This is a genomic window from Paraburkholderia tropica (assembly GCF_914484835.1).
GTDB lineage: Bacteria > Pseudomonadota > Gammaproteobacteria > Burkholderiales > Burkholderiaceae > Paraburkholderia > Paraburkholderia tropica_A.
Map to the genome: position 1 here is coordinate 1 of NZ_CAJZAR010000046.1, position 22,762 is coordinate 22,762.

At 64.3% G+C, this 22,762-nt stretch carries 20 protein-coding genes; 9 read left to right on the forward strand and 11 right to left on the reverse strand.

Annotated features, from left to right (window positions below):
- Positions 1-412, reverse strand: a 412-nt coding sequence (locus LDO54_RS14730) for a GntR family transcriptional regulator (RefSeq protein ID WP_224011430.1), incomplete at its 3' end; no start/stop codon positions are given.
- Between the two features lie 191 nt (positions 413-603).
- Between LDO54_RS14730 and cyoA the strand changes: the two genes are divergently transcribed.
- Genes cyoA through cyoD form a run of 4 tightly spaced genes read left to right on the forward strand, consistent with a single transcriptional unit; the run spans position 604 to position 4,610 of the window.
- Positions 604-1,632, forward strand: coding sequence for a ubiquinol oxidase subunit II (gene cyoA, locus LDO54_RS14735; protein WP_436975594.1), 1,029 nt, complete (start codon positions 604-606; stop codon positions 1,630-1,632).
- A 6-nt stretch (positions 1,633-1,638) separates the two neighbouring features.
- Positions 1,639-3,630 (forward strand): cytochrome o ubiquinol oxidase subunit I, encoded by a 1,992-nt coding sequence (gene cyoB / locus LDO54_RS14740; protein WP_224011432.1) that lies wholly within the window; start codon positions 1,639-1,641, stop codon positions 3,628-3,630.
- Positions 3,631-3,633: 3 nt separating this feature from the next.
- Positions 3,634-4,242 carry a cytochrome o ubiquinol oxidase subunit III gene (cyoC, locus tag LDO54_RS14745; protein WP_224011433.1) on the forward strand — a complete coding sequence of 203 codons (609 nt, stop codon included), beginning with the start codon at positions 3,634-3,636 and terminating at the stop codon, positions 4,240-4,242.
- Entirely contained in the window at positions 4,239-4,610 is a 372-nt protein-coding gene (gene cyoD, locus LDO54_RS14750) for a cytochrome o ubiquinol oxidase subunit IV (RefSeq protein ID WP_224011434.1), read from the forward strand. Before cyoC ends, cyoD begins: the two co-directional genes overlap by 4 nt.
- Positions 4,611-4,702: 92 nt before the next feature.
- On the opposite strand, the gene bfr is transcribed toward cyoD, so the two are convergent.
- The 4 genes from bfr to LDO54_RS14770 form a co-directional block, all read right to left on the reverse strand.
- Positions 4,703-5,179: a bacterioferritin gene (gene bfr, locus LDO54_RS14755; protein WP_224011435.1), complete on the reverse strand. Its 477-nt coding sequence runs from the start codon at positions 5,177-5,179 to the stop codon at positions 4,703-4,705.
- Positions 5,180-5,344: 165 nt separating this feature from the next.
- A complete protein-coding gene (locus LDO54_RS14760; protein ID WP_224011436.1) occupies positions 5,345-6,628 on the reverse strand; it encodes a helix-turn-helix domain-containing protein in 1,284 nt (427 codons plus the stop codon).
- A 207-nt stretch (positions 6,629-6,835) separates the two neighbouring features.
- Positions 6,836-7,954: an NAD(P)-dependent alcohol dehydrogenase gene (locus LDO54_RS14765; RefSeq protein WP_224011437.1), complete on the reverse strand. Its 1,119-nt coding sequence runs from the start codon at positions 7,952-7,954 to the stop codon at positions 6,836-6,838.
- Positions 7,955-7,995: 41 nt separating this feature from the next.
- Positions 7,996-9,468, reverse strand: a complete 1,473-nt coding sequence (locus LDO54_RS14770; protein WP_224011438.1) for a benzaldehyde dehydrogenase — start codon at positions 9,466-9,468, stop codon at positions 7,996-7,998.
- A gap of 299 nt (positions 9,469-9,767) precedes the next feature.
- On the opposite strand from LDO54_RS14770, the gene LDO54_RS14775 reads away from it, so the two are divergent.
- Positions 9,768-9,956 carry a CsbD family protein gene (locus LDO54_RS14775; RefSeq protein ID WP_224011439.1) on the forward strand — a complete coding sequence of 63 codons (189 nt, stop codon included), beginning with the start codon at positions 9,768-9,770 and terminating at the stop codon, positions 9,954-9,956.
- Positions 9,957-10,082: 126 nt separating this feature from the next.
- Here LDO54_RS14775 and LDO54_RS14780 read toward each other — a convergent pair whose 3' ends face one another.
- The 6 genes from LDO54_RS14780 to LDO54_RS14805 all read right to left on the reverse strand — a co-directional run bounded on the left by LDO54_RS14780 (position 10,083) and on the right by LDO54_RS14805 (position 15,591).
- Positions 10,083-11,411 (reverse strand): type II toxin-antitoxin system HipA family toxin, encoded by a 1,329-nt coding sequence (locus LDO54_RS14780; protein ID WP_224011440.1) that lies wholly within the window; start codon positions 11,409-11,411, stop codon positions 10,083-10,085.
- Positions 11,411-11,953, reverse strand: coding sequence for a helix-turn-helix domain-containing protein (locus LDO54_RS14785; protein ID WP_224011441.1), 543 nt, complete (start codon positions 11,951-11,953; stop codon positions 11,411-11,413). The genes LDO54_RS14780 and LDO54_RS14785 overlap by 1 nt, the downstream gene beginning before the upstream one ends.
- A 183-nt stretch (positions 11,954-12,136) precedes the next feature.
- Positions 12,137-13,078: a phosphatidate cytidylyltransferase gene (locus LDO54_RS14790; RefSeq protein ID WP_224011442.1), complete on the reverse strand. Its 942-nt coding sequence runs from the start codon at positions 13,076-13,078 to the stop codon at positions 12,137-12,139.
- 3 nt (positions 13,079-13,081) lie between these two features.
- On the reverse strand, positions 13,082-13,699 hold the full coding sequence (locus LDO54_RS14795) for a lysophospholipid acyltransferase family protein (protein ID WP_224011443.1): 618 nt from the start codon (positions 13,697-13,699) through the stop codon (positions 13,082-13,084).
- Entirely contained in the window at positions 13,692-14,339 is a 648-nt protein-coding gene (locus tag LDO54_RS14800; RefSeq protein ID WP_224011444.1) for a CDP-alcohol phosphatidyltransferase family protein, read from the reverse strand. Before LDO54_RS14800 ends, LDO54_RS14795 begins: the two co-directional genes overlap by 8 nt.
- A 295-nt stretch (positions 14,340-14,634) precedes the next feature.
- Positions 14,635-15,591 (reverse strand): hypothetical protein, encoded by a 957-nt coding sequence (locus LDO54_RS14805; RefSeq protein ID WP_224011535.1) that lies wholly within the window; start codon positions 15,589-15,591, stop codon positions 14,635-14,637.
- Positions 15,592-15,727: 136 nt separating this feature from the next.
- Between LDO54_RS14805 and LDO54_RS14810 the strand changes: the two genes are divergently transcribed.
- The 4 genes from LDO54_RS14810 to LDO54_RS14825 all read left to right on the forward strand — a co-directional run bounded on the left by LDO54_RS14810 (position 15,728) and on the right by LDO54_RS14825 (position 22,743).
- Complete coding sequence (locus tag LDO54_RS14810) at positions 15,728-16,585, forward strand: M15 family metallopeptidase (RefSeq protein WP_224011536.1); 858 nt, start codon at positions 15,728-15,730, stop codon at positions 16,583-16,585.
- 293 nt (positions 16,586-16,878) lie between these two features.
- Positions 16,879-20,799: a type VI secretion system membrane subunit TssM gene (gene tssM / locus LDO54_RS14815; RefSeq protein WP_224011445.1), complete on the forward strand. Its 3,921-nt coding sequence runs from the start codon at positions 16,879-16,881 to the stop codon at positions 20,797-20,799.
- Complete coding sequence (gene tagF / locus LDO54_RS14820; protein ID WP_224011446.1) at positions 20,796-21,806, forward strand: type VI secretion system-associated protein TagF; 1,011 nt, start codon at positions 20,796-20,798, stop codon at positions 21,804-21,806. Before tssM ends, tagF begins: the two co-directional genes overlap by 4 nt.
- Positions 21,790-22,743 (forward strand): OmpA family protein, encoded by a 954-nt coding sequence (locus LDO54_RS14825; RefSeq protein ID WP_224011447.1) that lies wholly within the window; start codon positions 21,790-21,792, stop codon positions 22,741-22,743. Before tagF ends, LDO54_RS14825 begins: the two co-directional genes overlap by 17 nt.
- Positions 22,744-22,762: the final 19 nt, after the last annotated feature.

Genomic DNA, 22,762 nt, shown 5'->3' on the forward strand with positions numbered 1-22,762 from the left:
GCAGATCGGCGTCGCTGCGCAGCAGCAGGCGCGAAAGCCCTTCGCGCAGCAGCGCGTTGGTGTCGATACCCACGGGCGGCGGCGGGATGTTCATGCTCAGGTCCACGCGCTGCGCGAGTTCCGCGCGCGGCGCGGACACGAAGGTGCCGAGCGGCCCGCGCGCCTCGATCAGTCCGCGCCGCCGCGCCTCGTTGAAGGCGCGCGTGACGGTGGTGAGATCGACGCCGAGCAGGTTGGCCAGCCCGCGCTGCGCGGGCACGCGGTCGCCGGGCGCGAGCGTGCCGTCGGCCACGGCGCGCTCGATGAAATCGACGAGCTGGAGGTAACGCGGACCGCTGCCGCGCGTGAGCGCCGACGCCCACGGCGAGGCGGCGTGATCGGATTCGGATTCGTGCTCGATGGGCTGCGTCATTGACCTTGCGTCATCCTGACGCACCATGTATGTATCATGTCTTACTCTAGCATGCGGACACGAATCGCGTAAATCCATACATATGGTGCATGTATGGCCACTGCCGCGGCGGAGCCTGACCAAAGCGGCGAGGCATTCCGGGCACGCGCTGTATCGACGGGTTTGCGCGTTCGTCAACCCTGGAACCCGACATGCGCCAATCCCTTTCTCGAAGAGGACCGTCCTTTGAAGGCGGCCCGCCGCAGCCACACTCCACCCACACCTCCCGTTTTCACCCGCCGACAAGCAGGCCGTTACGCGCGGCCGCAACGTTCGCCGCGAGCGGCGCGCTGGCCTTGCTCGGCGGTTGCAGCTCCGTGCTGATGGACCCGAAAGGCGACATCGGCGTGCAGGAAAAGAACCTGATCCTGATCGCGCTCGGCCTGATGCTGCTGGTGGTGATTCCCGTGATCGCGCTCACGCTGTGGTTCGCGTGGCGCTACCGCGCGTCCAACACGGACGCGACCTACGCGCCGAAGTGGGCGCATTCGACCGCGATCGAAGTCATCGTGTGGTCGATTCCCTGTGTGATCGTGCTTACGCTCGGCGTGCTGATCTGGCGCACGACGCACTCGCTCGATCCGTACAAGCCGATCGAATCGCAGACGAAGCCGATCCGCGTAGATGTGGTCGCGCTCAACTGGAAGTGGCTGTTCATCTATCCCGATTACGGCGTTGCGTCCGTGAACCAGCTGGCGATTCCGGTCGACACGCCCGTGTCGTTCCGTCTGACCGCCGAGTCGCTGATGAACTCGTTCTTCATTCCGCAACTGGGCAGCCAGGTCTATGCGATGTCGGGCATGGAAACGAAGCTGCATCTGATCGCGAATGAACCCGGCGTCTACGCGGGCCGCTCGGCCGCCTTCAGCGGACCGGGTTTCTCCGACATGCACTTCGACACGCTCGCCACCAGCCGCGCCGACTTCGACGCATGGATCGCCCGCGCCAAAGCCTCGCCCACGATGCTGAGCCGCGGCGCCTACGAGCGCCTCGCGATCCCCGGCGAAAAGACCCCCGTGACGCTCTATTCGAACGTCGCGCCGGGCCTGTTCGAAGGCGTCGTCGACAAATACATGCGCGACGTTCACGGCAACCCGATTTGCGGCACCGGCGCGAACGTGCCGGCGCTCACCCTCGAACGCAGCGGCGCGCGCGCGCCCGCCATCCTGGCAGCGGAGTAATCACACATGTTCGGAAAACTCACGCTCGATGCCGTACCCTGGCACGAGCCGATCATCATGGGCACCGGCGCCGTCGTGGCGCTCGGCGGCCTTGTCCTGCTCGCCGCGATCACGTTCGCGGGGAAGTGGGGCTATCTGTGGCGCGAGTGGCTGACCTCGGTCGATCACAAGCGCATCGGCGTCATGTACATCATTCTCGCGATCGTGATGCTGCTGCGCGGTTTCGCCGACGCGATCATGATGCGCGCGCAACAGGCGCTCGCTTACGGCGACGCGGCCGGCTATCTGCCGCCGCATCACTACGACCAGATCTTCACGGCGCACGGCGTCATCATGATCTTCTTCGTGGCCACGCCGCTGATTCTCGGACTGATGAACGTGGTCGTGCCGTTGCAGATCGGCGCGCGCGACGTCGCGTATCCGTTCGTGAATTCGCTGTCGTTCTGGCTCTCGGTCGTGGGCGCGATTCTCGTGATGGTCTCGATGTTCGTCGGCGATTTCGCGGCCACGGGCTGGGTCGCGTATCCGCCGCTCTCGGAACTGGGCTACAGTCCAACGGTGGGCATGGACTACTACATCTGGTCGTTGCAGGTGTCGGGTCTGGGCACGACGCTCTCGGGCATCAACTTCATCGTGACGATCCTGCGCATGCGCGCGCCGGGCATGAAGCTGATGATGATGCCGGTGTTCGTGTGGACCGCGCTCATCACCAACATCCTGATCGTCGCGGTGTTTCCGGTGCTCACCGGCACGCTCGCGCTGCTCACGATGGACCGCTATCTCGACATGCACTTCTTCACGAACGAGCTTGGCGGCAACGCGATGATGTACATCAACCTGATCTGGGTGTGGGGCCACCCCGAGGTGTACATCCTGATCCTGCCCGCGTTCGGCGCGTACTCGGAAATCATCGCGACGTTCTCCGGTAAGCCGCTGTTCGGCTACAAGTCGATGGTGTACGCGACGTCCTCGATCGGCATTCTCTCGTTCTTCGTGTGGCTGCATCACTTCTTCACGATGGGCTCGGGCGCGAACGTGAACGCGTTCTTCGGCATCATGACCACGGTGATTTCGATCCCGACCGGCGTGAAGCTGTTCAACTGGCTGTTCACGATGTATCGCGGCCGCATCCGCTATCACAGCGCCACGCTCTGGACCATCGGCTTCATGGTGACGTTCGCCGTGGGCGGCATGACGGGCGTGCTGCTGGCCGTGCCGGGCGCGGACTTCGTGCTGCACAACTCGCTGTTCCTCGTTGCGCACTTCCATAACGTGATCATCGGCGGCGTGGTGTTCGGCTGCCTCGCGGGCATCAGCTTCTGGTTCCCGAAGGTGTTCGGCTTCACGCTCAACGAGTTCTGGGGCAAGGTCTCGTTCTGGTGCTGGCTGATCGGTTACTGGCTCGCGTTCACGCCGCTCTACATCCTCGGCTTCGAAGGCATGACGCGCCGCATGAACCATTACGAAGTGGCGTCGTGGCATCCGTGGCTCGTGGTGGCGCTGGTGGGCGCGGTGTTCGTCGGCCTCGGCATTCTCGCGCTGGTCGTGCAGATCTACGTGAGCATCCGCGACCGCGATCTGAACCGCGACGTTACCGGCGATCCGTGGGATGGCCGCAGCCTCGAATGGTCGACTTCGTCGCCCGCGCCGTTCTACAACTTCGCCGTGATGCCGAAGATCACCTCGATGGAACAGCACTGGGACAACAAGGAAGCGGGCACCGCGTACAAGCAGGCCGAGCACTACGAAGACATCCACATGCCGCGCAATACGGGCGCGGGTTTCATCATCGCTGCGTTCAGCCTGCTGTTCGGCTTCGCCGCGGTGTGGCACATGTGGCTGTTCGCGGCGGCGGGGCTCATCGGCATGATCGTGACGTTCATCGTGCGCAGCTATGACCAGGACGTCGATTACTGGGTGCCGGCGGCGGAAGTCGCGCGCATCGAAAACGCGCGCTTCGCGCAGCTCGCGGAACTGGACATCAAGGAGGCTGCGTAAGTCATGGCGCACGCTGCAACGACACATCACGGACACGCTCAAGATCACGGCCACGGCGACAACACCAAGACGACGCTCGGCTTCTGGATCTACCTGATGAGCGACTGTCTGATCTTCGCGACGCTGTTCGCCACCTTCGGCGTGCTCGCGAACGCGACGGCCGGCGGTCCCGGCGCGAAGGAATTGTTCGAACTGCCTTATGTGCTGGGCGAAACGCTGTTGCTGCTCGCGAGCAGCGTGACGTTCGGCATGGCGATGCTGAATCTGCACGCAGGCAAGCGCGCGCAGGTGATCGTGTGGCTTGCGATCACGTTCGCGTTCGGCGCAGGTTTCGTCGGCATGGAAGTGAACGAGTTCGCGAAGCTCATCGCCGATGGCGCGGGTCCGCATACGAGCGCGTATCTCTCGGCGTATTTCACGCTGGTCGGCACGCACGGTCTGCACGTGACGGCGGGTCTGCTGTGGATCGCGATCATGATGCACCAGACCTTCAAGTTCGGTCTGACCGACGCGATCCAGCGCCGCCTCGCGTGCCTGAGCCTCTTTTGGCACTTTCTCGATCTCGTGTGGATCTGCGTGTTTACCTTTGTCTATCTGCGAGGTGTGCTGTGAGCCATTCTCATGTTAATCATGCGGCCCCGCAGAGCGGCCACGGCAGCTTCAAGGGCTACATGATCGGCACGGTGCTGTCGCTCGTGCTCACGCTCGCGTCGTTCGGCGTGGTGATGTTTCATCTCGTGCCGCCCGCGATGGGGCTCGTGGCGATCGTCGTGCTGTGCGTCGCGCAGCTCGTCGTGCAGCTCGGCTACTTTCTGCATATCGGATCGTCGCGCAGCCAGCGTGCGAACACCGGCATCTTTATTTGCACGGCATTTCTGATTGCGGTGATCGTCGGGCTGTCGCTGTGGGTCATGCACAACGCGAACGTCAACATGATGCCGACGCATATCAGCGTCGAGCGCGCGATGGCGCACGATTGAGGCGATCGCGTTCGATTGCTTTCGATCGCGAATTCTCGAATAAAAGCCCCGCGCGGTGTGAGCCGCGCGGGGCTTTTTTATGCGTCGCTGAATCAGCTAACCGAGCCGATGCTCGACTGCTGATAATTCTGGATGCCGATCTTGTCGATCAGGTCGATCTGCGTTTCGAGCCAGTCGATATGATCTTCGGTGTCGTCGAGAATTTCGACGAAGATTTCCCTCGACACGAAGTCGCTCACCGATTCGCAATACGCGATGGCTTCCTTGCATTGCGCCTGCGCGATGCGTTCGAGCTTGAGATCGCATTCGAGCATTTCGCCCGTGCTTTCGCCGATCAACAGCTTGCCGAGGTCTTGCAGATTGGGCAGGCCGTCGAGCATGAAAATGCGCTCGATCAGCTTGTCCGCGTGCTTCATCTCCTCGATCGATTCGTCATATTCATGCTTGCCGAGCGCGGTCAGCCCCCAATGTTTGTAGAGGCGCGCATGCAGGAAATACTGATTGATGGCCGTGAGCTCGTTCTTGAGTTCGGCGTTCAGATATTCGATAACTTTCGGATCGGCTTGCATGAGGTTCTCCTGACCGTGTCGGTGGGCGCGTGGGCATACCAGGAGGATAGACAGTCGGCGCGGCGACCGCGCGAACGACGGCGTCAACCAGAATTATTCGCAGTTACAGCCTGAATTGTCGGCCAGCGTCACGTCCGTTCACGCCGACCTGGCGCCGATGATTCGTCAATCGGTGCTACCTGTCGCGTCATCGTTGAACATGCCGGTTTCGCGCAACTGCTTCAGCCGCGCGTAGACGGTCGTGCGCGAGATGCGCAATTGCCGTGCCACGGCGGCCACGTTGCCGTTGTGGTCGAGCATCGCCTGCTGCACTGCGCCGAGCGTGTGTTCTTCGAGACTCGCGCCGGTTTTAGCGGCGGTTTTGTCAGCGGGCTCAGCCGGTTCCCGCGCCCCGTCTTTCGGCGCTGCTCCGGCAGGGGCGGCATGACCGGCATGTCCTGCGTAATCGGCATGATCGCCGAATCCGGCCCCCACGCGCCGCGCCGTGCTGCGATTGAGCGGCGCGCGCGCATAGTGCATCCACACGTGACTGCCGTCCGCGCGCGCGATGCGCTGCGGACCGCGCTGAGGTTTGAGCAGACGCCTGAGCAGCGCGGGCGGCGCGTCGTCGAAGAGATCGTGCAGCGAGACACCCGGCAGCGGCGCGCCGTAGGGCAAGCCGAGAATGCGCCGCGCCATGCGGCTCGCGGCGCGCAAATCGCCGTTCTCCTCGACGGCCAGCACGCCCGCGAGCGGCGTGGCGAGCCAGCGCGGATCGTGCTGAACGCGCAGCAAATGACAGCCGCGCAAAGTCGCGAATAAACGCTGTTCAGCCGCGAGCGCGGCCAGCCGGAACTGCTCCTTGACCTGCGCGAGATCGCGCTGGCCCGTGCCGGTGAGATCGAGCGCGCCGATCACTTCGCCATGCAGCCCGAACAGCGGCACTGCGAGGCAGGACACGCGCTCGAACTGGTCGAGATAATGCTGGCCGTTCGCGACCGTCACCTCGATGCCTTCGTGCAGCACGCAACTGGGCGCCGTCGTGCCGATATGCGATTCGAGAATGCGCCGCCCCGCGATGATCGGCAGGATCAGATCGTCATCGCAGGCGGGGCTGCGGCGTGCATGGACGACGGTGCCGTGCGGATTCACGCAGAAGATGGTCCAGTCGTCGCCGCCGAAGGCGTCCCAGAGCTGCTCGATTTCATCGACGATGCAGCTATAGAGCCGCCGGTCTTCGTGCGATTCGCGCACGCTGCGCGTGCCCTTGAGCAACTCGTATTCGGGCGCCTGCCGCGGCAGCACGCCCGCGTCGCGCGAACGCGCCCAGGAGCGCGCGACCGATTCGGGCAGCAGATCCGGCATGAGCGCGGCGGGCAGTTGCTCGCCGTCGCCGAAACGCTCGCGGGCCGAATGCAGCCGCGCGAGCGCGCTGGCCTGCACGGTTTCCGGCGCGGACTTGCGATTCATGCGGGCTCCCGTCGTGGCATGGGGTGAAGCAACAAGGGTGGTGCGAAAACGAAAGGACGGGCGGCGCGGCACTTTAGGGGCGCCATGCCGTCCGTCCGGGCCAAAGCCGCGCGCGGGGCGCGGCGCAGGCGGGCTCATGCGAGGATACCGCAGCCGGCGCGCGCCTGACGTCGCGCCCGCAGTCACACGCTGCAACGTATGAGAACGTCAGGCGTGCGAGAAACGCAGGATCGGCTTGAGCGTGACGCCGCGCGTGCTGTCCTCGGCGGCCTCGTTGATCTGCTCGACGGGATAGAACTTCACGAGCTTGTCGAACGGAAAACGCCCTTGCTGATACAGCTCGACGAGTTGCGGAATGAAGCGTTGCGGAACGCTGTCGCCTTCCACGATGCCGCGAATCGTGCGGCCGTTCAGTAGCAGGCTGTTGATGTCGAACTCGGCCTTGGTGCCGAGCGGCGGCGCGCCCACCACGCCGATCGCGCCCAGCGTACCGAGCGATTCGATCGCGCTCGACAGCACCGGCGCAATGCCCGTCGATTCGAGCGCGAAGTTCACGCCGCCGCCCGTGATCGCGCGGATCGTCTCGACCACGTCGACTTCGCGGCTGTTGATCGTGTGCGTCGCGCCCAGTTCCTTCGCGAGTTCGAGCCGCGAGGGCACGATATCGACGGCGATGATGGTGGTCGCGCCCGCCACGCGCGCGGCCATCACCGCGGAGAGGCCGACCGCGCCCGCGCCGAAGCTCGCGAAGCTGCTGCCCGGCGTGACCTTGAGCGAGTTGATGACGGCGCCCGCGCCGGTCTGGATGCCGCAGCCGAGCGGCCCGAGCAGTTCGAGCGGCGCGTCTTTCGACACTTTGATCGCGTTGTTTTCGCGGGCGAGCGCGTGGCTCGCGAACGACGACTGGGCGAAGAAGTGATCGTGCAGCGGACGGCCTTCCTCGTCTTCGATGGCGGTGTGGCCCTCGAGATCGGCGCCGCCGAAGTTCAGGCCGAAGAAGTGGCTGCAATACGCGCCGTGGCCGCCCGCGCAAGGCTGGCAATGTCCGCACGCGCCATAGGTCAGCACGACGTGATCGCCGGGCTGGAGGTTCTTCACGCCGGGGCCGACCGCTTCGACCACGCCCGCGCCTTCGTGCCCGAGCACGGCGGGCAGCGGCACGGGATAGTACTGGTCGCGCACGATCAGGTCGGTGTGGCACAGGCCGGTGGCCACCACACGCACCAGCACTTCGTCGTCTTTCGGGCCGCGCAGGCGTGCTTTCTGGATCGTGAACGGCTCGCCTTTGCCGCGCGCGACGGCTGCCGTGACGGTTGTCGTACTCATGTTGCGTCTCCTTGTGTCGATGGCTTCGATTGTGTCGAGGTTCAGATCGGGTAGAGCGGCGCTTCGCCCTTGACCGTGAGCCATTGCCATTGCGTGAATTCTTCCCAGTTCGCCGGGCCGCCGATGCTCGTGCCGTTGCCCGACGCGCCCACGCCGCCGAACGGATTGATCACTTCGTCGTTGACGGTCTGATCGTTGATATGCAGCAGGCCCGTGCGCAGCCGCTCGCCCATGCGCAGCGCACGGCCCACGTTCGACGTGACCACGGCCATCGATAGTCCGTACTCCGTATCGTTGGCGAGCGCGATGGCTTCGTCGTCGCTATCGAAGGGCACGACCACGGCTACCGGGCCGAAGATTTCCTCGTTGAATGCGGGGTTTTGCGCGGTCACGCCGCTCAGCACGGTCGGCTCGAAAAACAGGTCGCGGAAGCCGCCGCCCGTTTCGACGCGCGCGCCCGCGTCCTTTGCGGCGGCCAGCACGCGCGCGACGTGATCGCGCTGCGCGGCGTTGATGATCGGGCCGAGCGCGACGTTTTCGGTGGCCGGGTCGCCGACCGTGAGGCTTTGGGCCTTCGCGACCAGTTTTTCCACGAAACGATCGTAAATCTTGCGCTGCACGAGCACGCGGCCCGTCGCCATGCAGATCTGCCCCTGATGCAGATACGCGCCCCAGGCGGTGTTGGCGACGGCCAGATCGAGATCGGCGTCGTCGAGCACGATCAGCGAATTCTTGCCGCCCAGTTCGAGCGAAACCTTCTTCAGATGCCGTCCGGCCGCCTCGCCGACCTTGCGGCCCGCGCCCGTCGAGCCCGTGAACTGGATCATGGCGATGTGCGGATCGCTCGTGAGCGCCGCGCCCGCCGCGCCGTCACCGGGCAGCACGTGCAGCACGCCCGCGGGCAGGCCCGCGAGTTCGAACAGACGCGCGATCGCGAAGCCGCCGCAAACCGAGGTGCGCGGATCGGGCTTGAGCACCACGGCGTTGCCGAGCGCGAGCGCGGGTGCAACGGCGCGCATCGCCAGATAGAGCGGGAAGTTGAACGGCGAGATCACGCCGACCACGCCCAGCGGGCGGCGGCGCGCGAGCGAGAGGCGGCCGGGCACCGAGGGCAGCACTTCGCCCGCCGAGCGCGAGGGCAGCGCGCTCGCTTCGTGCAGCGCCTTGACGGTCGCCTGGGTTTCGAAGCCGGCCTTGCCGCGCGTCGAGCCGCTTTCGTGCACGATCCAGCCGGCGATTTCGTCGAAGGCGTCTTCGGCGAGGCGCGCGGCGCGGCGCAGCACGGCGGCGCGTTCGTCGTAGGGCAGCGCGGCCCACGCCTGCTGCGCGTCGAACGCGGCCTTCGACGATTCGGCGACCAACGCGGCGTCGGCCATGCCGATGCTCGCGAGACGCTTGCCCGTCGCGGGTTCGAGGACGTCGGCGCTCGTGGTGCCGTCGCGCCAGGCGCCGGTGAAGAGGCGGCCTTGCCAGACGTCGCTGTCGAGAATGCGGGGGGAAGAGGTGACGCTCATGCTGACTCCTTGAAACCTGGAACCTGGAAATGGGGGCGGCGGTATCGACGGCACGCGCCATCGACGCAACGACGCGAGGTTAAGGAATGAGGGCCAGCGTCACAATCGGGAATTGTTCGCGTCCCGCAAGGCCCCGTCGCGGCGGGGCCGCGCGCGGTAAAGCGTTCAGTTACTGAACACCGGGGCGGACGGCGGGCTGAACACCGCGCGCGTCACGCAGGGATCGCGCGGCGTCGGGCACGGCGCGTGCGATAACGAAGGTGTCGCGACGCACCGTCGCTTCTACGTGGAGATGCACCATGAACAAGGACCAGGTGAAGGGCACGGCAGAAAAGATCAAGGGCAAGGTCAACGAAGCAGTGGGCCGCGCCACCGACAACCCGCAGCGCGAACTGAAGGGCGACATGCAACAGGCCGCCGGCCAGGCGCGCAAGAATATGGGCGACCTGAAGGAAGCCGCGAAGGACATGACCAAGCGTCATCACTAAGCGCGGCTGCGCCACGACAACCTTCGCCGCCGCTTTTCGCGGCGGCATCTTTATCCGCGACGGCGCCGGTTTCGGCGTCGTCGCTTTTTCGTCGCTTTTACGTCCGCTTTTTCATCTTTTCGTCGATCAGCCGCCCAGCACCCGCGCGAGCCTGCGCATGCCCGCGAACACGGCATCGGCGACATCGAGCGGAAATTCACGCGGAATCCGCGCGCCCACTTCGTCGATGACGGGTTCGGTCTGCGCCACGACCGTCGCCATCATTTCCTCGACCTGATCGATTGAAAACCCCACACGCTGACCTTGCGCGATCCAGTGACGCGGCAAGATCTGCGCGATGCGGTAATGTGCGTTGCGTCCGCGCACGGCCATGGCGAGGCTCGCGCGCTGCGCGGCGACCTGATTGCGGCCGCGCCCGATGATCGGATGCGCGGACAGCACGTCGTAAAGCGGCGTCGCCGTGTAACGGCTACCAGGCAGATGCGCGATGCTGAAATTCTTGGCGTGGCCGTCGGTGGCGGCGAGCAGCCAGAAGATCATCTGCGCGAGATAGAAGTGGCGACGGTCGTCCGCCGCGCGCACCGAGCCGCCGAGCACCGCCATCACGGCGTTGATGCCGGGGCCGCCATCGGCTTCGTATTTGAGCAGGCCCGGCGTGCCGGTCGCCTGGCACAGATCCTCTTGCGGCAGCCGCACGATCCAGCGGCCGTCGCGCGACAGGCGGCGGTCGAAGCGCTCGACCACGAGCGCCTTCACGTCCTCAAATTCGGCGATTTCGCAGGGCGCGATCGGCAGGCCGAACGCCGCGACGATCTGCGCGCAGAGCCATTCGTTTTCGACCGAAGTGCGCATATCGGCGCGCATATTGCCGACGAGACCGAGCGGCAGCTTGAGGATGTGGGTGGTCGGCGTGCTGCCCGTGGGCAACAGCCACTGGCCGTCATGCCAGAGCAGCGCGGTTTTTTCCTGCGCGCCGGCGATCGACAGACGCAGGTCGCCGACGGTGTCGTGTTCGGCGGCGTGCGGCGTGGCCGTGGTGTCGCGCAGCAACTGGGCGATGGCGTTCTCGTCGAGCGGACGTCCTTCGATACGCTCCAGATCCACAGGCGCCTCGCCCGCGGGCAGCAGTTGCAGCGCGCCCACGCAATCGCGGCCGAGCACGGCCAGCAGTTCGAACGGCGTGGTGCCGCCCGTGCGGTAACGCGTGGCGATGCGGCGGCGGATGCGTTCGCTGTCGGGCAGCAGATTGTCGAAGTAATCGGTGACGATCTCGCCGCGCAAGGGCTGATTGCCGGGTGTAAACGGCAGCGAAAGCGACAGCGGGCGGCCTTGCTCGTCCGCGAGCCAGCTTTCGGCATAGGCGAGCCGCTCGACGCCGCGCACGATTTCCCAATGCCCGACCGGCAGGCCGTTCATCCAGAGATCGAGGCGGTTGGCGAGGCGTGGACGCGCCATTACCAGTCCTCCCGCTTGCGGGGTTTCGAGGCGGTTTGCGTTTTACGCGGCGGGGTTGGGGCGGCTTTGGGTGCTTGCTTCGCGGGCGTGGTTTTCCTGGCTTTCGTGGCTTTTGTCGTCTTCGTGGCTTTTGCTGCTTTCGCAGGCTTCACGCCGCTCGCGCTTGCCGGGGCGGCAGGGCGCTTTTTCGGCGTGACGGCCTGGGGCTTCGGTTTCGTATTCGGCTTCGTATTCGGTTTCGCTGATTTCGCCGCTGTGGCGCTTTTCTTCACGGCGGCGGCACGCGGTTTCGACGGCGTTGCGCGCGGCGCAGACACCGTGTCGGGCTCGCTGGAGAACAGGCGCATGTCGACGCTCAACAGGCGCAGAACGCGAAAGAGCCGCTCGACGCTAGCGGCGCCGGGATTGGCTTCGAAAGCGGCGTAGCTTTGCTGGGAGATGCCGAGACGCTGCGCGACCTTCTCCTGGGTGAAGCCGTTTTTTTTGCGGAAACCCAGCAGCAGAGGGCGCAACTGGCTGATGGTCTTGAGCGGATAGTCCACGCGAAGCTCCGAAACCGATGACGCGGCGGATGACATATCCACAGTCTATAAGCTGTAAATGCAAAATACAACCTTAAGGCTGTAAATGAAAAATACAGCCTATAGGCTGTATCACGCGGGCGCAAGCGAGCTGACCGCTTCATGCGCAGCACAATGCGCATGAAGCGAGCGAGCCCGCACGCTTCAGCAGCCGGGCGGCACGAAGAAATAACGGGTGAGGTGGAAGAAGATCGGTGCGGCGAAGCAGATGGAATCGACGCGGTCGAGCATGCCGCCGTGGCCGGCGATCATGACGCCCCAGTCCTTCGCGCCCATCGAGCGCTTGACGGCGGAGAGCACGAGGCCGCCGACGAAGCCGCCGATCACCGTGACCGCCGACATCAGCACGGCCTGCCAGAGATTGAATGGCGTGAGGCCGTGGAGCAGGGTGCCGAGCCCGATGGCGAGCGCGCCGCCGCCGATCAGCCCTTCCCAGGTTTTCGACGGGCTCACGTGCGGCGAAAGCTTGTGCTTGCCCCACAGCTTGCCGCAGACATACTGAAACACGTCGCTCGACTGCACGACCAGCAAAAAGAACAGCAACAGCGGACCGTTATTGCCGAAGTAATGCGGCAAGGGCAGCAACAGCAGCGCGGGCGCATGGCTCAGCGAATAGACGCACACCATCAGCGCCCACTGGATCTTCGCGTTGCGTTCGAGAAACTCGGCCGTGTCCTGCGCGAATGCAGCGGCGGCCGCGAGCACGAAGAACATGTACACCGGCATGAAGATCGCGAACAGGCCGTACCAGTTGAGCGCCACCAGCAGAAACTGAACCGGCAGCGCGACGTAATACGCCAGCACGAGCGACCAGTAATCGGCGGGCTTGGTCGGCGTGAGCGTGATGAATTCGCGCAGCGCGAAGAACGCGCAGATGAAGAACAGGAACAGCGTCGCATAGGGGCCGAGCCAGAGCGCGGCCGTGACCACGGCAATCATGACCCACCAGGCCGAGATGCGCTGGTTCATGTTGACGATGGTTGCATTGCCCGCGCCCAGTCGCGCGCGCAACACCGCACCGACCAGCGTGAACACGCAGAGCAGGGCGAGAACGCCGATGATCGTGATCCAGAAAACGTGCGGCATCGCTTATCCCCGTACCGATTCTTGAAGGTGGATGACGGCCTCGCGCGCCGTGGCCAGGAAGGTGTCCTTGTCGAGCGTTGCCGCACCGGGCACGGTATCGCCGAACGAGACATGGCAGTTGATCGGCACCGGCAACAGCTTGCCCTTGGGCATCGCGCGCACGAGATCGGACAGATGCACGGGCACGAGCCGCACCTCGGGAAATTCACGCGAAAGCCAGTACAGGCCGCTCTTGAACGGGCCGATTTCGCCGGTCGCGCTGCGCGTGCCTTCCGGGAAGATGATGATCGACCAGCCCGCGGCGAGCGCGTCGCGCACAGCCTGCAACGGATCTTCGCCCGCCGCGCCCTGGCGCGTCACGTAGACCACGCCGAGCACGCGATTGGCGATGAAGCGGCGCATCGGCGTGGCGTCCCAGTAGTCGCGCGCGGCGGCCGGGCGCACGCTCGCGCGCAGGTCCGGCGGCAGCGCGGCGAGAATCGCGAGCGTATCGACGTGGCTCGAATGATTCGCGAAATAGATGGTCTGGCGCGCATCGGGCGGCGTGCTCGCATAGCGTCCGCGCGCGCCCACCACGAGCCGCACGACGCCGAGCAGCCAGCGCTGCATCACGTTACGCATGGCGGTTTTCCTCCGTGGTCTGCTGCTGGGCGTGCAGGTCCTGCACGAGCGCGCGTGTGCGCGTCACGCAGGTCAGCGCGCTGCCGGCAACGATGACGACGAGCGCGATGAACAGGCAAACGTGCTGGCGATGCAGCCAGGTTTCGACCATCGTTGCGGCGCAGGCGAGCGTGAGCACGGCCATGCGATGCTGCTTGGCCATCGGCCCGATGAAGCGCTGCGGCACGCCCACCGAGCCGCCGAACACGCGCACGTAAGCCGTGAGCGCCGCGAACAGCGCGGCCGCCCAGCCGAGCCACGGCACGCCGGCCGCTACGCCCGCGGCCACCAGCAACAGGCTGTCGGCGACGCGGTCGGGAAACTCGTTGAAGATCGGCCCGACGATCGACTTTTTGCCGCCTTCGACGGCCACCAGTCCATCGACGACATTGCACAGCAAGCGCAACTGGATGCAGACGATCGCCGCGATCATGGCGGCAATGCTCTCGGGATTGAGCAGCGCGAGCGCGCCGATGAACGCGAATACCGCGCTTGCGCACGAGATCTGGTTGGGCGTGACGCGCGTGCCCGCGAGGAATGAGGAAAGCGCGACGATTGCCGCGTTGGAACGCGATTTGATCGGGCGTCGATTGTCGTCCATGAGGCGTCTGGGTGCGGTTGAGTGGATCGGGACCGGCGCGTTATACCGAGGTCGGAGAACTCATGGTGCGCTATCGAGAGAAACTTTGCGCGTGGGCAGGATCGATGCAGCAATCCTGGCATACTTGGCTATAGTAAAAGTGCGCTAATTTGCATTATGTTAAATACTGAAGAATGCAGCACGATTACGGGGTTTTGCTATCACCAGCTCAATCAGATTGCACGCAATACATTTAGCATGCCGAAGAATCAAGCGATTCTTCGGCACAGGGACAAAGCGCGTATGGCTCGTACCGTCAATGCTCGTTGTTGGCGCGTGCCGTCGAAGGACACGCGGGATCTTTGCCCCAATGGCCGTCGCAAACGCGCCAGCGGCACAGTTGATCCTCGAAGAATCCTCGCTCGCCGCAAGCCTTGACCTGTTGCGCGAGCGACGCGTTGCCCGCCGCGGCGGATTTGCTCCCACGCGAACCGGCCTCGCGCTTCGGATCGGCGGGCTTGGTGCGCGCCACTAGCACGGCGAGCAGATCCGCATCCGAGTCGTCCTTCTTCGACGCTTCGTGATGCGTGGTCTTCTTCGATTGCGCGACGCTCGTCTTGCTTTCCTGGCGATGCGCATTCGCGGTTTGATGCTTCGCGTCGGCGCTCTCGTGCTTCGACTTCGCGGCGCCCTTTTCCGGCGCGGCGCTCGACGGCGCCACGGCGGCAACGGCAGGCGCGCTCGCCAGCCCGTCGTGAGCGCCGTCGGACAACGCGCGCGACAGACGGTCTGCGTCGTTGCCGGGCGCCGAGGCTGCGTTGTCCGCCGCCGGCTTGGCGGTATCGTCGTCGGCGACGATCGTGGCGGCTTGCGAGGCCGAAGCCGCCTCCGGCGCGTTCTGTGCGTTCTGCACGTTTTGCGTACTCGCCACGGCATGCGTCGCGCTGACCGCCGAAGCGATCGTCGTGGCGCTCGCGATCGTGCCGGCCGTTGCGGGCGCACCCGATACCGCGGACGGCGTGCGAGTCATCAGATGCCAGGCGCCAAACGCGCCGGCGCCGACCACGAGCAGCGCAACGAGCGCGGGCGCTTTCGAGGAGCGCTGCTGTTTGTTCGCGGGCGCCGCGGGCGGCACGACGCGCCCTTCGAGGTTCGCGAGGATGCGCGAGCCATTGGGCGCGCCATTGGCGGCAGGCGCGCCGGCCGGCTTGCCGGGACCGTCGGCCAGCAGGCTGGGTGGAGCTTTAGGGCGGGAGTTGTCCGGCACACTCATTAGAGTCTCATTCGAATCGTGCACATTGAATCAGGCCATTTTCGACGTAATAATACGTGTCGGCCCGACTTCGGGCAGGCCTGATTCTAAAATCAAGCATTACAAAAAACAATTGCCTCAGTTCTCGGGGTCGCTTTTGGTTGCCATTGCACTCGTCGCCTATTTCGCCATTGCCGTTCTGATCGCGGCTTTACTGTTGTTGCCTGCGGTGAGAGCCGCTGTTTTTGGCGGCGTATTCAATTTGCATAATTCGATTGCAAAGCGCGCTTCAGCACGTGCAATGCAAGCGCGTAGTCACGTTGGTAAGTCGGCAAAAAATTCTATATCGGCGATTTCATTCCTGCAAAATTTGCTGATTAAGCGGCGCTTGCTGATTTTGGCGACGACAGGTATTCTTGCGACGCCGCCGTTGATTGCAATTGCGCTTCGCGGCCACCAGTTATTCCAATACGATGACACGCTTCGGGCACCCGATGAAAAAATCTCGGCGTTGCTCAATGGCGAGCAGCTTGTACCGCCGCCGCCCTTGCCGCCCGAAGTGTTCGCCACACGGGAGGTCGAGCAGATCCGGCCCGCGCTGGTCGATGCGAGCCGCGACTGGAATCTGCTCGATGCGGATTTCCGTACGCGTCTTTTGCTCGTCTATAAAATCATGCACGAGCAATACGGTTACGACATGGCTTTGCTGGAAGGTTATCGCAGCCCCGATCGGCAAGACCGTCTGGCAAAGCTGGGTGGCAGCGTGACCAATGCCGCGGCGTTTCAAAGCTATCACCAATACGGTCTCGCGGCGGATAACGCGTTTTTGCGCGACGGCAAGCTCGTCATTTCAGAAAAAGATCCTTGGGCCATGCGCGGCTATCAACTCTATGGACAGGTCGCCGAGCAAGTCGGTCTGACGTGGGGCGGCCGATGGAAAATGATGGATCTCGGGCACGTCGAATATCACAAGCCCGGTTTTGTACTCGGGCGCAAGCCGCCCGGCATGAAATGACGCAATGGTGTAACCGAATGCGGATACACATAGACGCATATATGCATTTTGGGCCGATGCAGGACGCAATGCGGACAATAAAGAGGATGTTATGGGGCGTTCTTTCAATATCTTGCGCCGCGCGCCGCATTGGCCGCGCCATTCCCTTTCCCATTTCTTGCCAACGCGGCGCCATGCCTGAGCGCCGCGTTCGCGCGCGCCCACGCGCCCTGCCCGCGTGACGCCGCCGCGCGCGTCGCGCCTCGCAACGAATCACCAGAACAGCACACAAAGCACCAGGACCTGACCGGCTTATGCAACGCATCCTCAACGTGTTGACTCACAGGCGCACGCTTTCCATCATCGGCTTCATCGCGCTCGCCGCCGTGTTGTTCATCGCAGCCGACACGCTGCAGATCGGGCTCATCTGGGTCGGCGTCGTGCTCGGCGCGCTGCTCGCGATCTGGCTGCTGGTGTGGATCGTGCGTCGCATCCGCGTGCATCGCGCGAACCGCAAGCTCGGCGACATGCTCGAACAGCAGGCGCAGGTCGAAAGCCCTGCCGCCGTCGCCGCGCGCGGCACCCAGGCCGAACTCGATGCGCTGCGCACGCGCCTCGTCGACGCGGTCAAGACCATCAAGTCCTCGAAGATCGGCCAGATGTCGGGCGGCTCCGCCCTGTACGAATTGCCGTGGTACATCGTGATCGGCAATCCGGCGGCCGGTAAAAGCAGCGCCGTGCTGAACTCAGGCCTGCAATTTCCTTTCGCCGATAAAAAGGAAGCCATCGTTCACGGCATCGGCGGCACGCGCAATTGCGACTGGTTCTTCACCAATGAAGGCATTCTGCTCGACACGGCCGGCCGCTATTCGATTCACGAGGAAGACCGCGGAGAATGGCTCGGCTTTCTGGGCCTGCTCAAGCGTTTCCGTCCGAAGGCGCCGATCAACGGCATCATCGTAACGGCCAGCATCGCGGAACTCACGGGCAGCAAGCCCGAGTTCGCGATCGACCTCGCGAAGAACCTGCGCCAGCGCGTGCAGGAACTCACCGAAAAGCTCGAAGTGTTCGCACCGGTCTACGTGATGTTCACGAAGGTCGACCTCATCACGGGCTTCACGGAATTCTTCAGCGGCAGCGAACGGCACGAATACGACCGTGTGTGGGGCGCTACCCTGCCCTACGAACCCGACGAGAAGCGCGACATCGTCACGCTGTTCGACGACCGCTTCGAAGAACTGTATGACGGCCTGAAGGAAATCAGCATCGCGCAGATGTCGATGAGCCGAGGCAATGCGCTCACGCCGGGCCAATTGAGTTTTCCGCTGGAATTCTCGACCATCAAACCCGCATTGCGCGCGTTCCTCGCCACGCTGTTCGAAAACAATCCGTTCCAGTACAAGCCGATTTTCCGCGGCTTCTATTTCACGAGCGCATTGCAGGAAGGCGAAACCAATAGCGCCGCCGCGCAACGCATCGCCAATCGCTTCGCGCTGTCCGCCGACGGTCTGCCCAAGCCGCAAGCCGCGTTCTCGAAGAACGGTTTCTTCCTGAAAGACCTGTTTTCCAAGGTGATTTTCGCGGATCGCCACACCGTTCGCCAGTTTGCGAGCCCCGCGAAAACACGTCTGCGCTACGCCACGTTCTTTGGCGTGGTGGCCGCGCTCGCGCTCGCACTCGGCGGCTGGACGTGGTCGGCGATCAACAACCAGCAGCTCGTCGCGAACGTGCAGGCCGACCTCGACAACGTCGAAAAGCTGCAGCAGAACCGCAACGATCTGCAATCGCGCCTGCAGGCGATGGATATTCTCGAGGATCGCATCGATCAGCTCGAACAGTTCCGTCACGACAAGCCGCTCGCGGTGTCGCTCGGTCTGTATCAGGGCGACCGCCTCGAACAGCATCTGCTCGAGGAGTATTACAACGGCATTCGCCAGATCATGCTCACGCCGGTCTCGCAGAATCTCGCTTCGTTCCTCAAGGACGTCGACGCGCATCCCGATCAGCTCGCGCCGATGACGCATGCGCCGGACTCGGGCGCCGTGCCGGTTTCCGCGCACGCCGCGATGGCGAACACGAGCCAGGGCGGCCTCTATAGCGACGCCTCGCCGAGCAGCGTCGAAGACGCGTACAACGCGCTCAAGACCTACCTGATGCTCTCCGACAAGCGCCACGTCGAGACCGCTCACCTCACCGACCAGATCGCACGCTTCTGGCGCGGCTGGCTCGAACAGAATCGTGGCAACATGCCTCGCGACGAGATGATCAAGAGCGCCGAGCGCATGATCACCTTCTATCTCGCGCGCGTGAACGACGACGACTGGCCGATGATCGACGCGAATCTCGCGCTCGTCGACCAGACGCGCGAAAACCTGCGCCATGTGGTGCGCGGCATGCCCGCACGCCAGCGCGTGTATGAAGAGATCAAGGCACGCGCCTCCACGCGTTTCGCGCCGATGACGGTCGCGCGCATTGTCGGCGACGGCAACACGAGTCTCGTGGCGGGCAGCTACGCGATTCCGGGCACCTTCACGCGTGAAGCGTGGTTCCAGTATGTGCAGCCCGCGATCCGCGACGCCGCCACCAAGGAACTGCAGGCGAAGGACTGGGTGCTCAACACCTCGGCCGCCGACGATCTCACGCTCGAAGGCAGCCCCGAGCAGATCCAGAAAACGCTCGTCGGCATGTACAAAACGGAGTACGCGCAGCACTGGCAAAAGTTCATGCAGGGCATCGCGGTGCAGGACTTCGGCACCTTCGGGCAGGCTGTCGACGCGATGAACCGTCTCGGCGACCCGCAGGATTCGCCGATCCGCAAGATCCTCGAAACCGCGTATGACCAGACGTCGTGGGACAACCCGTCGCTCATGAACACGAGTATCAAGCGTGCGCAGAGCGGCATCACGGGCTGGTTCAAGAATCTGTTCTCGCGCGCGTCGAGCGGTCCGCTGCAGGCCAACATCGACATCAACGGCAATCCGATCGAACTGCCGATGGGACCGGTTGGGCAGGCGTTCGCGGGCCTCGGCCGTATCGTCGTCACGCACGACAACGGCTCGATGCTCAAGGGCTATATGGATTCGCTCTCGAAGGTGCGCACGCGCTTCAACACCATCAAGAATCAGGGCGATCCGGGACCGGGCGCGCGCCAGCTGATGCAGCAGACGCTCGACGGCAACGGTTCGGAACTCGCCGATTCGCTGAAGTTCGTCGACGAGCAGATGCTCACCGGCCTCACCGACGATCAGCGCAAGGCACTGCGTCCGCTGCTCGTGCGTCCGCTGATGCAGGCGTATGCAGTGGTGATCCAGCCGGCCAGCGTCGAAGTGAACAAGGTGTGGAATGCGCAGGTGTATCAGCCGTTCCAGGCGTCGCTCGCGAACAAGTATCCGTTTGCGGGCACGGCGAAGGTCGAAGCCGGTGCGAGCGAAATCGCGCAGATGTTCGGCCCGGACGGCGCGATCTCGAAGTTCGTGAGCACCACGCTCGGCCCGCTCGCGGTTCGTCGCGGCGACACGCTGTCGGCCCGCACGTGGGGCGACATGGGTCTGTCGCTCACGCCTGATTTCACCGGCAGCTTCGCGCGTTGGGTCGCTCCGCTTGCGGGCGGCGCAGCCGGTGCGAACGGCGGCGCGAGCGAACCGCAGACCGTGTTCCAGATCCTGCCGCAGCCGTCGAGCGGCACGACCGAGTACACGATCGCGATCGACGGCCAGCAGCTTCGTTATCGCAACACGCCGCCGCAGTGGACCAACTTCGTGTGGCCGAATCCGGCGGGCTCGCCGGGCGCGACGCTCTCGGCGACCACGTTCGACGGCCGCACGATCCAGCTCGTCAACGAGCCGGGCCGCTACGGTCTTGAGAAGCTGATCAACTCGGCGCAACGCAGCCGCCGCCCGGACGGCACGTTCGACCTCACGTGGACGCAAGGCAGCGTGACGGTGTCGGTGAGCATGCGCATCATCAGCACCTCGCAGCCGACCGCGGCGAGCGGCGACGCGCCGCAACAGCAAGGTCTGCGCGGCGTGCAGCTGCCGTCGTCGATCGCCAGCGTGGGCACGGCCGCGAATCCGAATGCGGTGAATCCGGCCATGAATCCGGCCGCGCCTGCGAACGCATCGAACACGGCGAACACAACGAACGTGAGCGCGGCGGCCGCCACGAGCGCGTCGCAAGCGGCAACGACGACGGCCAATGCAGTGAGCGCCAACAACAACGCGGGAGGTGCGCAATGACGCAAACCGTTCAGGCGCAGATCGCCTATTTCGGCAAGATCCCTTCGCGCGGCGACTTCGTGAAAAGCGGACACAATCCGCAGCTGCTGCAAACGCTCGATCGCTGGATCGCGCAAGCGATGGAACTGCTCACCGACGATCCGCGCTGGAAGATCGTCTACGAAGAAGCGAAGCCGATGCACTTCGCGTTTCTCGGCTCGCAAAGCAAGCTCGCGATCGCGGGTCATATGGTCGCGAGCCACGATCAGTCGTCGCGGCGCTTTCCGTTTCTCGCGGCCACTGCGCTGGAAGTCGAGCAACCGCTCGCCTTTCTCGCGCGCAGCCCGCTCGCGTTCGCGCGTCTCTGGTCGCGCGTTGCCGCGCAGATGCAGCCGCTGCTCGGACCGAGCGAACCCGCGGGCGCACTGCAGTCGCTCGGCGAAACGTTCGTGCCGGTCGACGTAGGCGGCACGGGTAATCCGCACGACGGCACCTTCGCCGACTTCGTCGAACATCAGACGCTCTCTGGCCTCGAACAGATGCTGCTTGCCAGCGGCCATCCGGTGCGTTTGCGCGGTGCGATGCTCGCGCTCGGCTCGCTGTTGCGTCCCGTGATGGAGAGCGGCGCGGCCCATCTCGAACGCGGCCTCACGCTGCCGCTGCCGACCGATCCGTTCTATCGCAGCCTCGTCGCCGCGTTCTGGCTCGAACTGATCGCGCCATTCGTTTCGAAGGCCGATTTCGAACTAGCGATTTTCATCGGCACGATTGCGCAACGCGAACGTCTCATCGTCGGCTTCAACGGCGCATCGGCGAAGACCCTGCACAGCGTGGTCGATCCGCAAACCTACGCAGCCCACAATATCGACATCGACGATCCCGAATGGATCGACGATCATGCACAAAGCGACCATGGCATCAGCAAACTCGTCAGCTACCTCGACCAACCGCAACTGTCGCTGCGCGTCTCGATCGACACGTTCCGCGAGGCGTTTATCGGGGAGCCGGTCAATGGCCGCCGTGCTTGATTCGCGCGCGCGCCGCGCGCTGGCGGCTGCGGTGACGCTGGCGTTCTGTGCCACCACTACGCCCGTTTTCGCCGACGACGGCAGCCCCGCTCGCGTGACGCCGATCGACAACAGCGGCTCGCAGATTCGCACGACGGTCCTGCCCGGCTCGGCGTCTTCCTCGACAGGCCAGGCGAATGCCGCGCCCGCCGCTTCGGGTACGCGCAGTGCGGTGACGTCGACACCCGCGCCGATGGACAATGCGCCGGGCCAGGTCGTGGTGGGCGGCAAGGTGCCCGACGAAGCCACGCACGCGGCCGTGTTGCAACGTCTGCGCGATACGTATGGCGCAGGCAATGTGGTCGATCAGATCGAAGTGGGCGATGTGGCGACGCCGCCGAACTGGTCATCGAATGTGCAGAAGCTGATTGGTTCGCCGCTCAAGCAGATTCATAAAGGACAGCTGAAGATCGACGGCACGCAGATCGATGTGCGTGGCGAAGTGGGCAACGAAGCGCAGCGCCAGCAGATCGCGAGCGATATGGCGAATGCGTTGAATCCCACTTATACGATTCGCAATGGATTGCGTGTGAGCGCGTCCGAACAGGGTCTGCTCGATCAGACGCTCGCGAACCGCACGATCGAATTCGAAACCGGCAGCGCGACGCTCGCGCCGGAAGGCCGCGCGATTCTCGATCAGATGGCCGCTGTGTTGGCAAAGATGAATACGCGTACCGTGGAAATCATCGGTCATACCGACAATTCGGGCAATCGCGCTTCGAATATCGCGTTGAGCCAGGCGCGCGCCGATGCGGTGAAGGGCTATCTCGTCGCCAAGGGGATTTCGCCGCAGCAGCTCACGACCAATGGCGTGGGCCCCGATCAGCCGGTGGCGTCAAACGATACTTCAGATGGGCGGGCGCGGAATCGGCGTATTGAGTTTCGCGCGGGGATTTGAGTGTTGCAGCACGACGCGG

What these genes read in the sequence shown, in the direction of transcription:
- LDO54_RS14760 (WP_224011436.1), bottom strand. Translation starts at nt 6,628, where the DNA reads ATGAATCGCAAGTCCGCGCCGGAAACCGTGCAGGCCAGCGCGCTCGCG.
- cyoA (WP_436975594.1), top strand. Translation starts at nt 604, where the DNA reads ATGCGCCAATCCCTTTCTCGAAGAGGACCGTCCTTTGAAGGCGGCCCG.
- tssM (WP_224011445.1), top strand. Translation starts at nt 16,879, where the DNA reads ATGCAACGCATCCTCAACGTGTTGACTCACAGGCGCACGCTTTCCATC.
- LDO54_RS14770 (WP_224011438.1), bottom strand. Translation starts at nt 9,468, where the DNA reads ATGAGCGTCACCTCTTCCCCCCGCATTCTCGACAGCGACGTCTGGCAA.
- LDO54_RS14795 (WP_224011443.1), bottom strand. Translation starts at nt 13,699, where the DNA reads ATGCGTAACGTGATGCAGCGCTGGCTGCTCGGCGTCGTGCGGCTCGTG.
- LDO54_RS14790 (WP_224011442.1), bottom strand. Translation starts at nt 13,078, where the DNA reads ATGCCGCACGTTTTCTGGATCACGATCATCGGCGTTCTCGCCCTGCTC.
- bfr (WP_224011435.1), bottom strand. Translation starts at nt 5,179, where the DNA reads ATGCAAGCCGATCCGAAAGTTATCGAATATCTGAACGCCGAACTCAAG.
- LDO54_RS14800 (WP_224011444.1), bottom strand. Translation starts at nt 14,339, where the DNA reads ATGGACGACAATCGACGCCCGATCAAATCGCGTTCCAACGCGGCAATC.
- LDO54_RS14775 (WP_224011439.1), top strand. Translation starts at nt 9,768, where the DNA reads ATGAACAAGGACCAGGTGAAGGGCACGGCAGAAAAGATCAAGGGCAAG.
- LDO54_RS14780 (WP_224011440.1), bottom strand. Translation starts at nt 11,411, where the DNA reads ATGGCGCGTCCACGCCTCGCCAACCGCCTCGATCTCTGGATGAACGGC.
- cyoC (WP_224011433.1), top strand. Translation starts at nt 3,634, where the DNA reads ATGGCGCACGCTGCAACGACACATCACGGACACGCTCAAGATCACGGC.
- LDO54_RS14805 (WP_224011535.1), bottom strand. Translation starts at nt 15,591, where the DNA reads ATGAGTGTGCCGGACAACTCCCGCCCTAAAGCTCCACCCAGCCTGCTG.
- tagF (WP_224011446.1), top strand. Translation starts at nt 20,796, where the DNA reads ATGACGCAAACCGTTCAGGCGCAGATCGCCTATTTCGGCAAGATCCCT.
- LDO54_RS14825 (WP_224011447.1), top strand. Translation starts at nt 21,790, where the DNA reads ATGGCCGCCGTGCTTGATTCGCGCGCGCGCCGCGCGCTGGCGGCTGCG.
- LDO54_RS14765 (WP_224011437.1), bottom strand. Translation starts at nt 7,954, where the DNA reads ATGAGTACGACAACCGTCACGGCAGCCGTCGCGCGCGGCAAAGGCGAG.
- cyoB (WP_224011432.1), top strand. Translation starts at nt 1,639, where the DNA reads ATGTTCGGAAAACTCACGCTCGATGCCGTACCCTGGCACGAGCCGATC.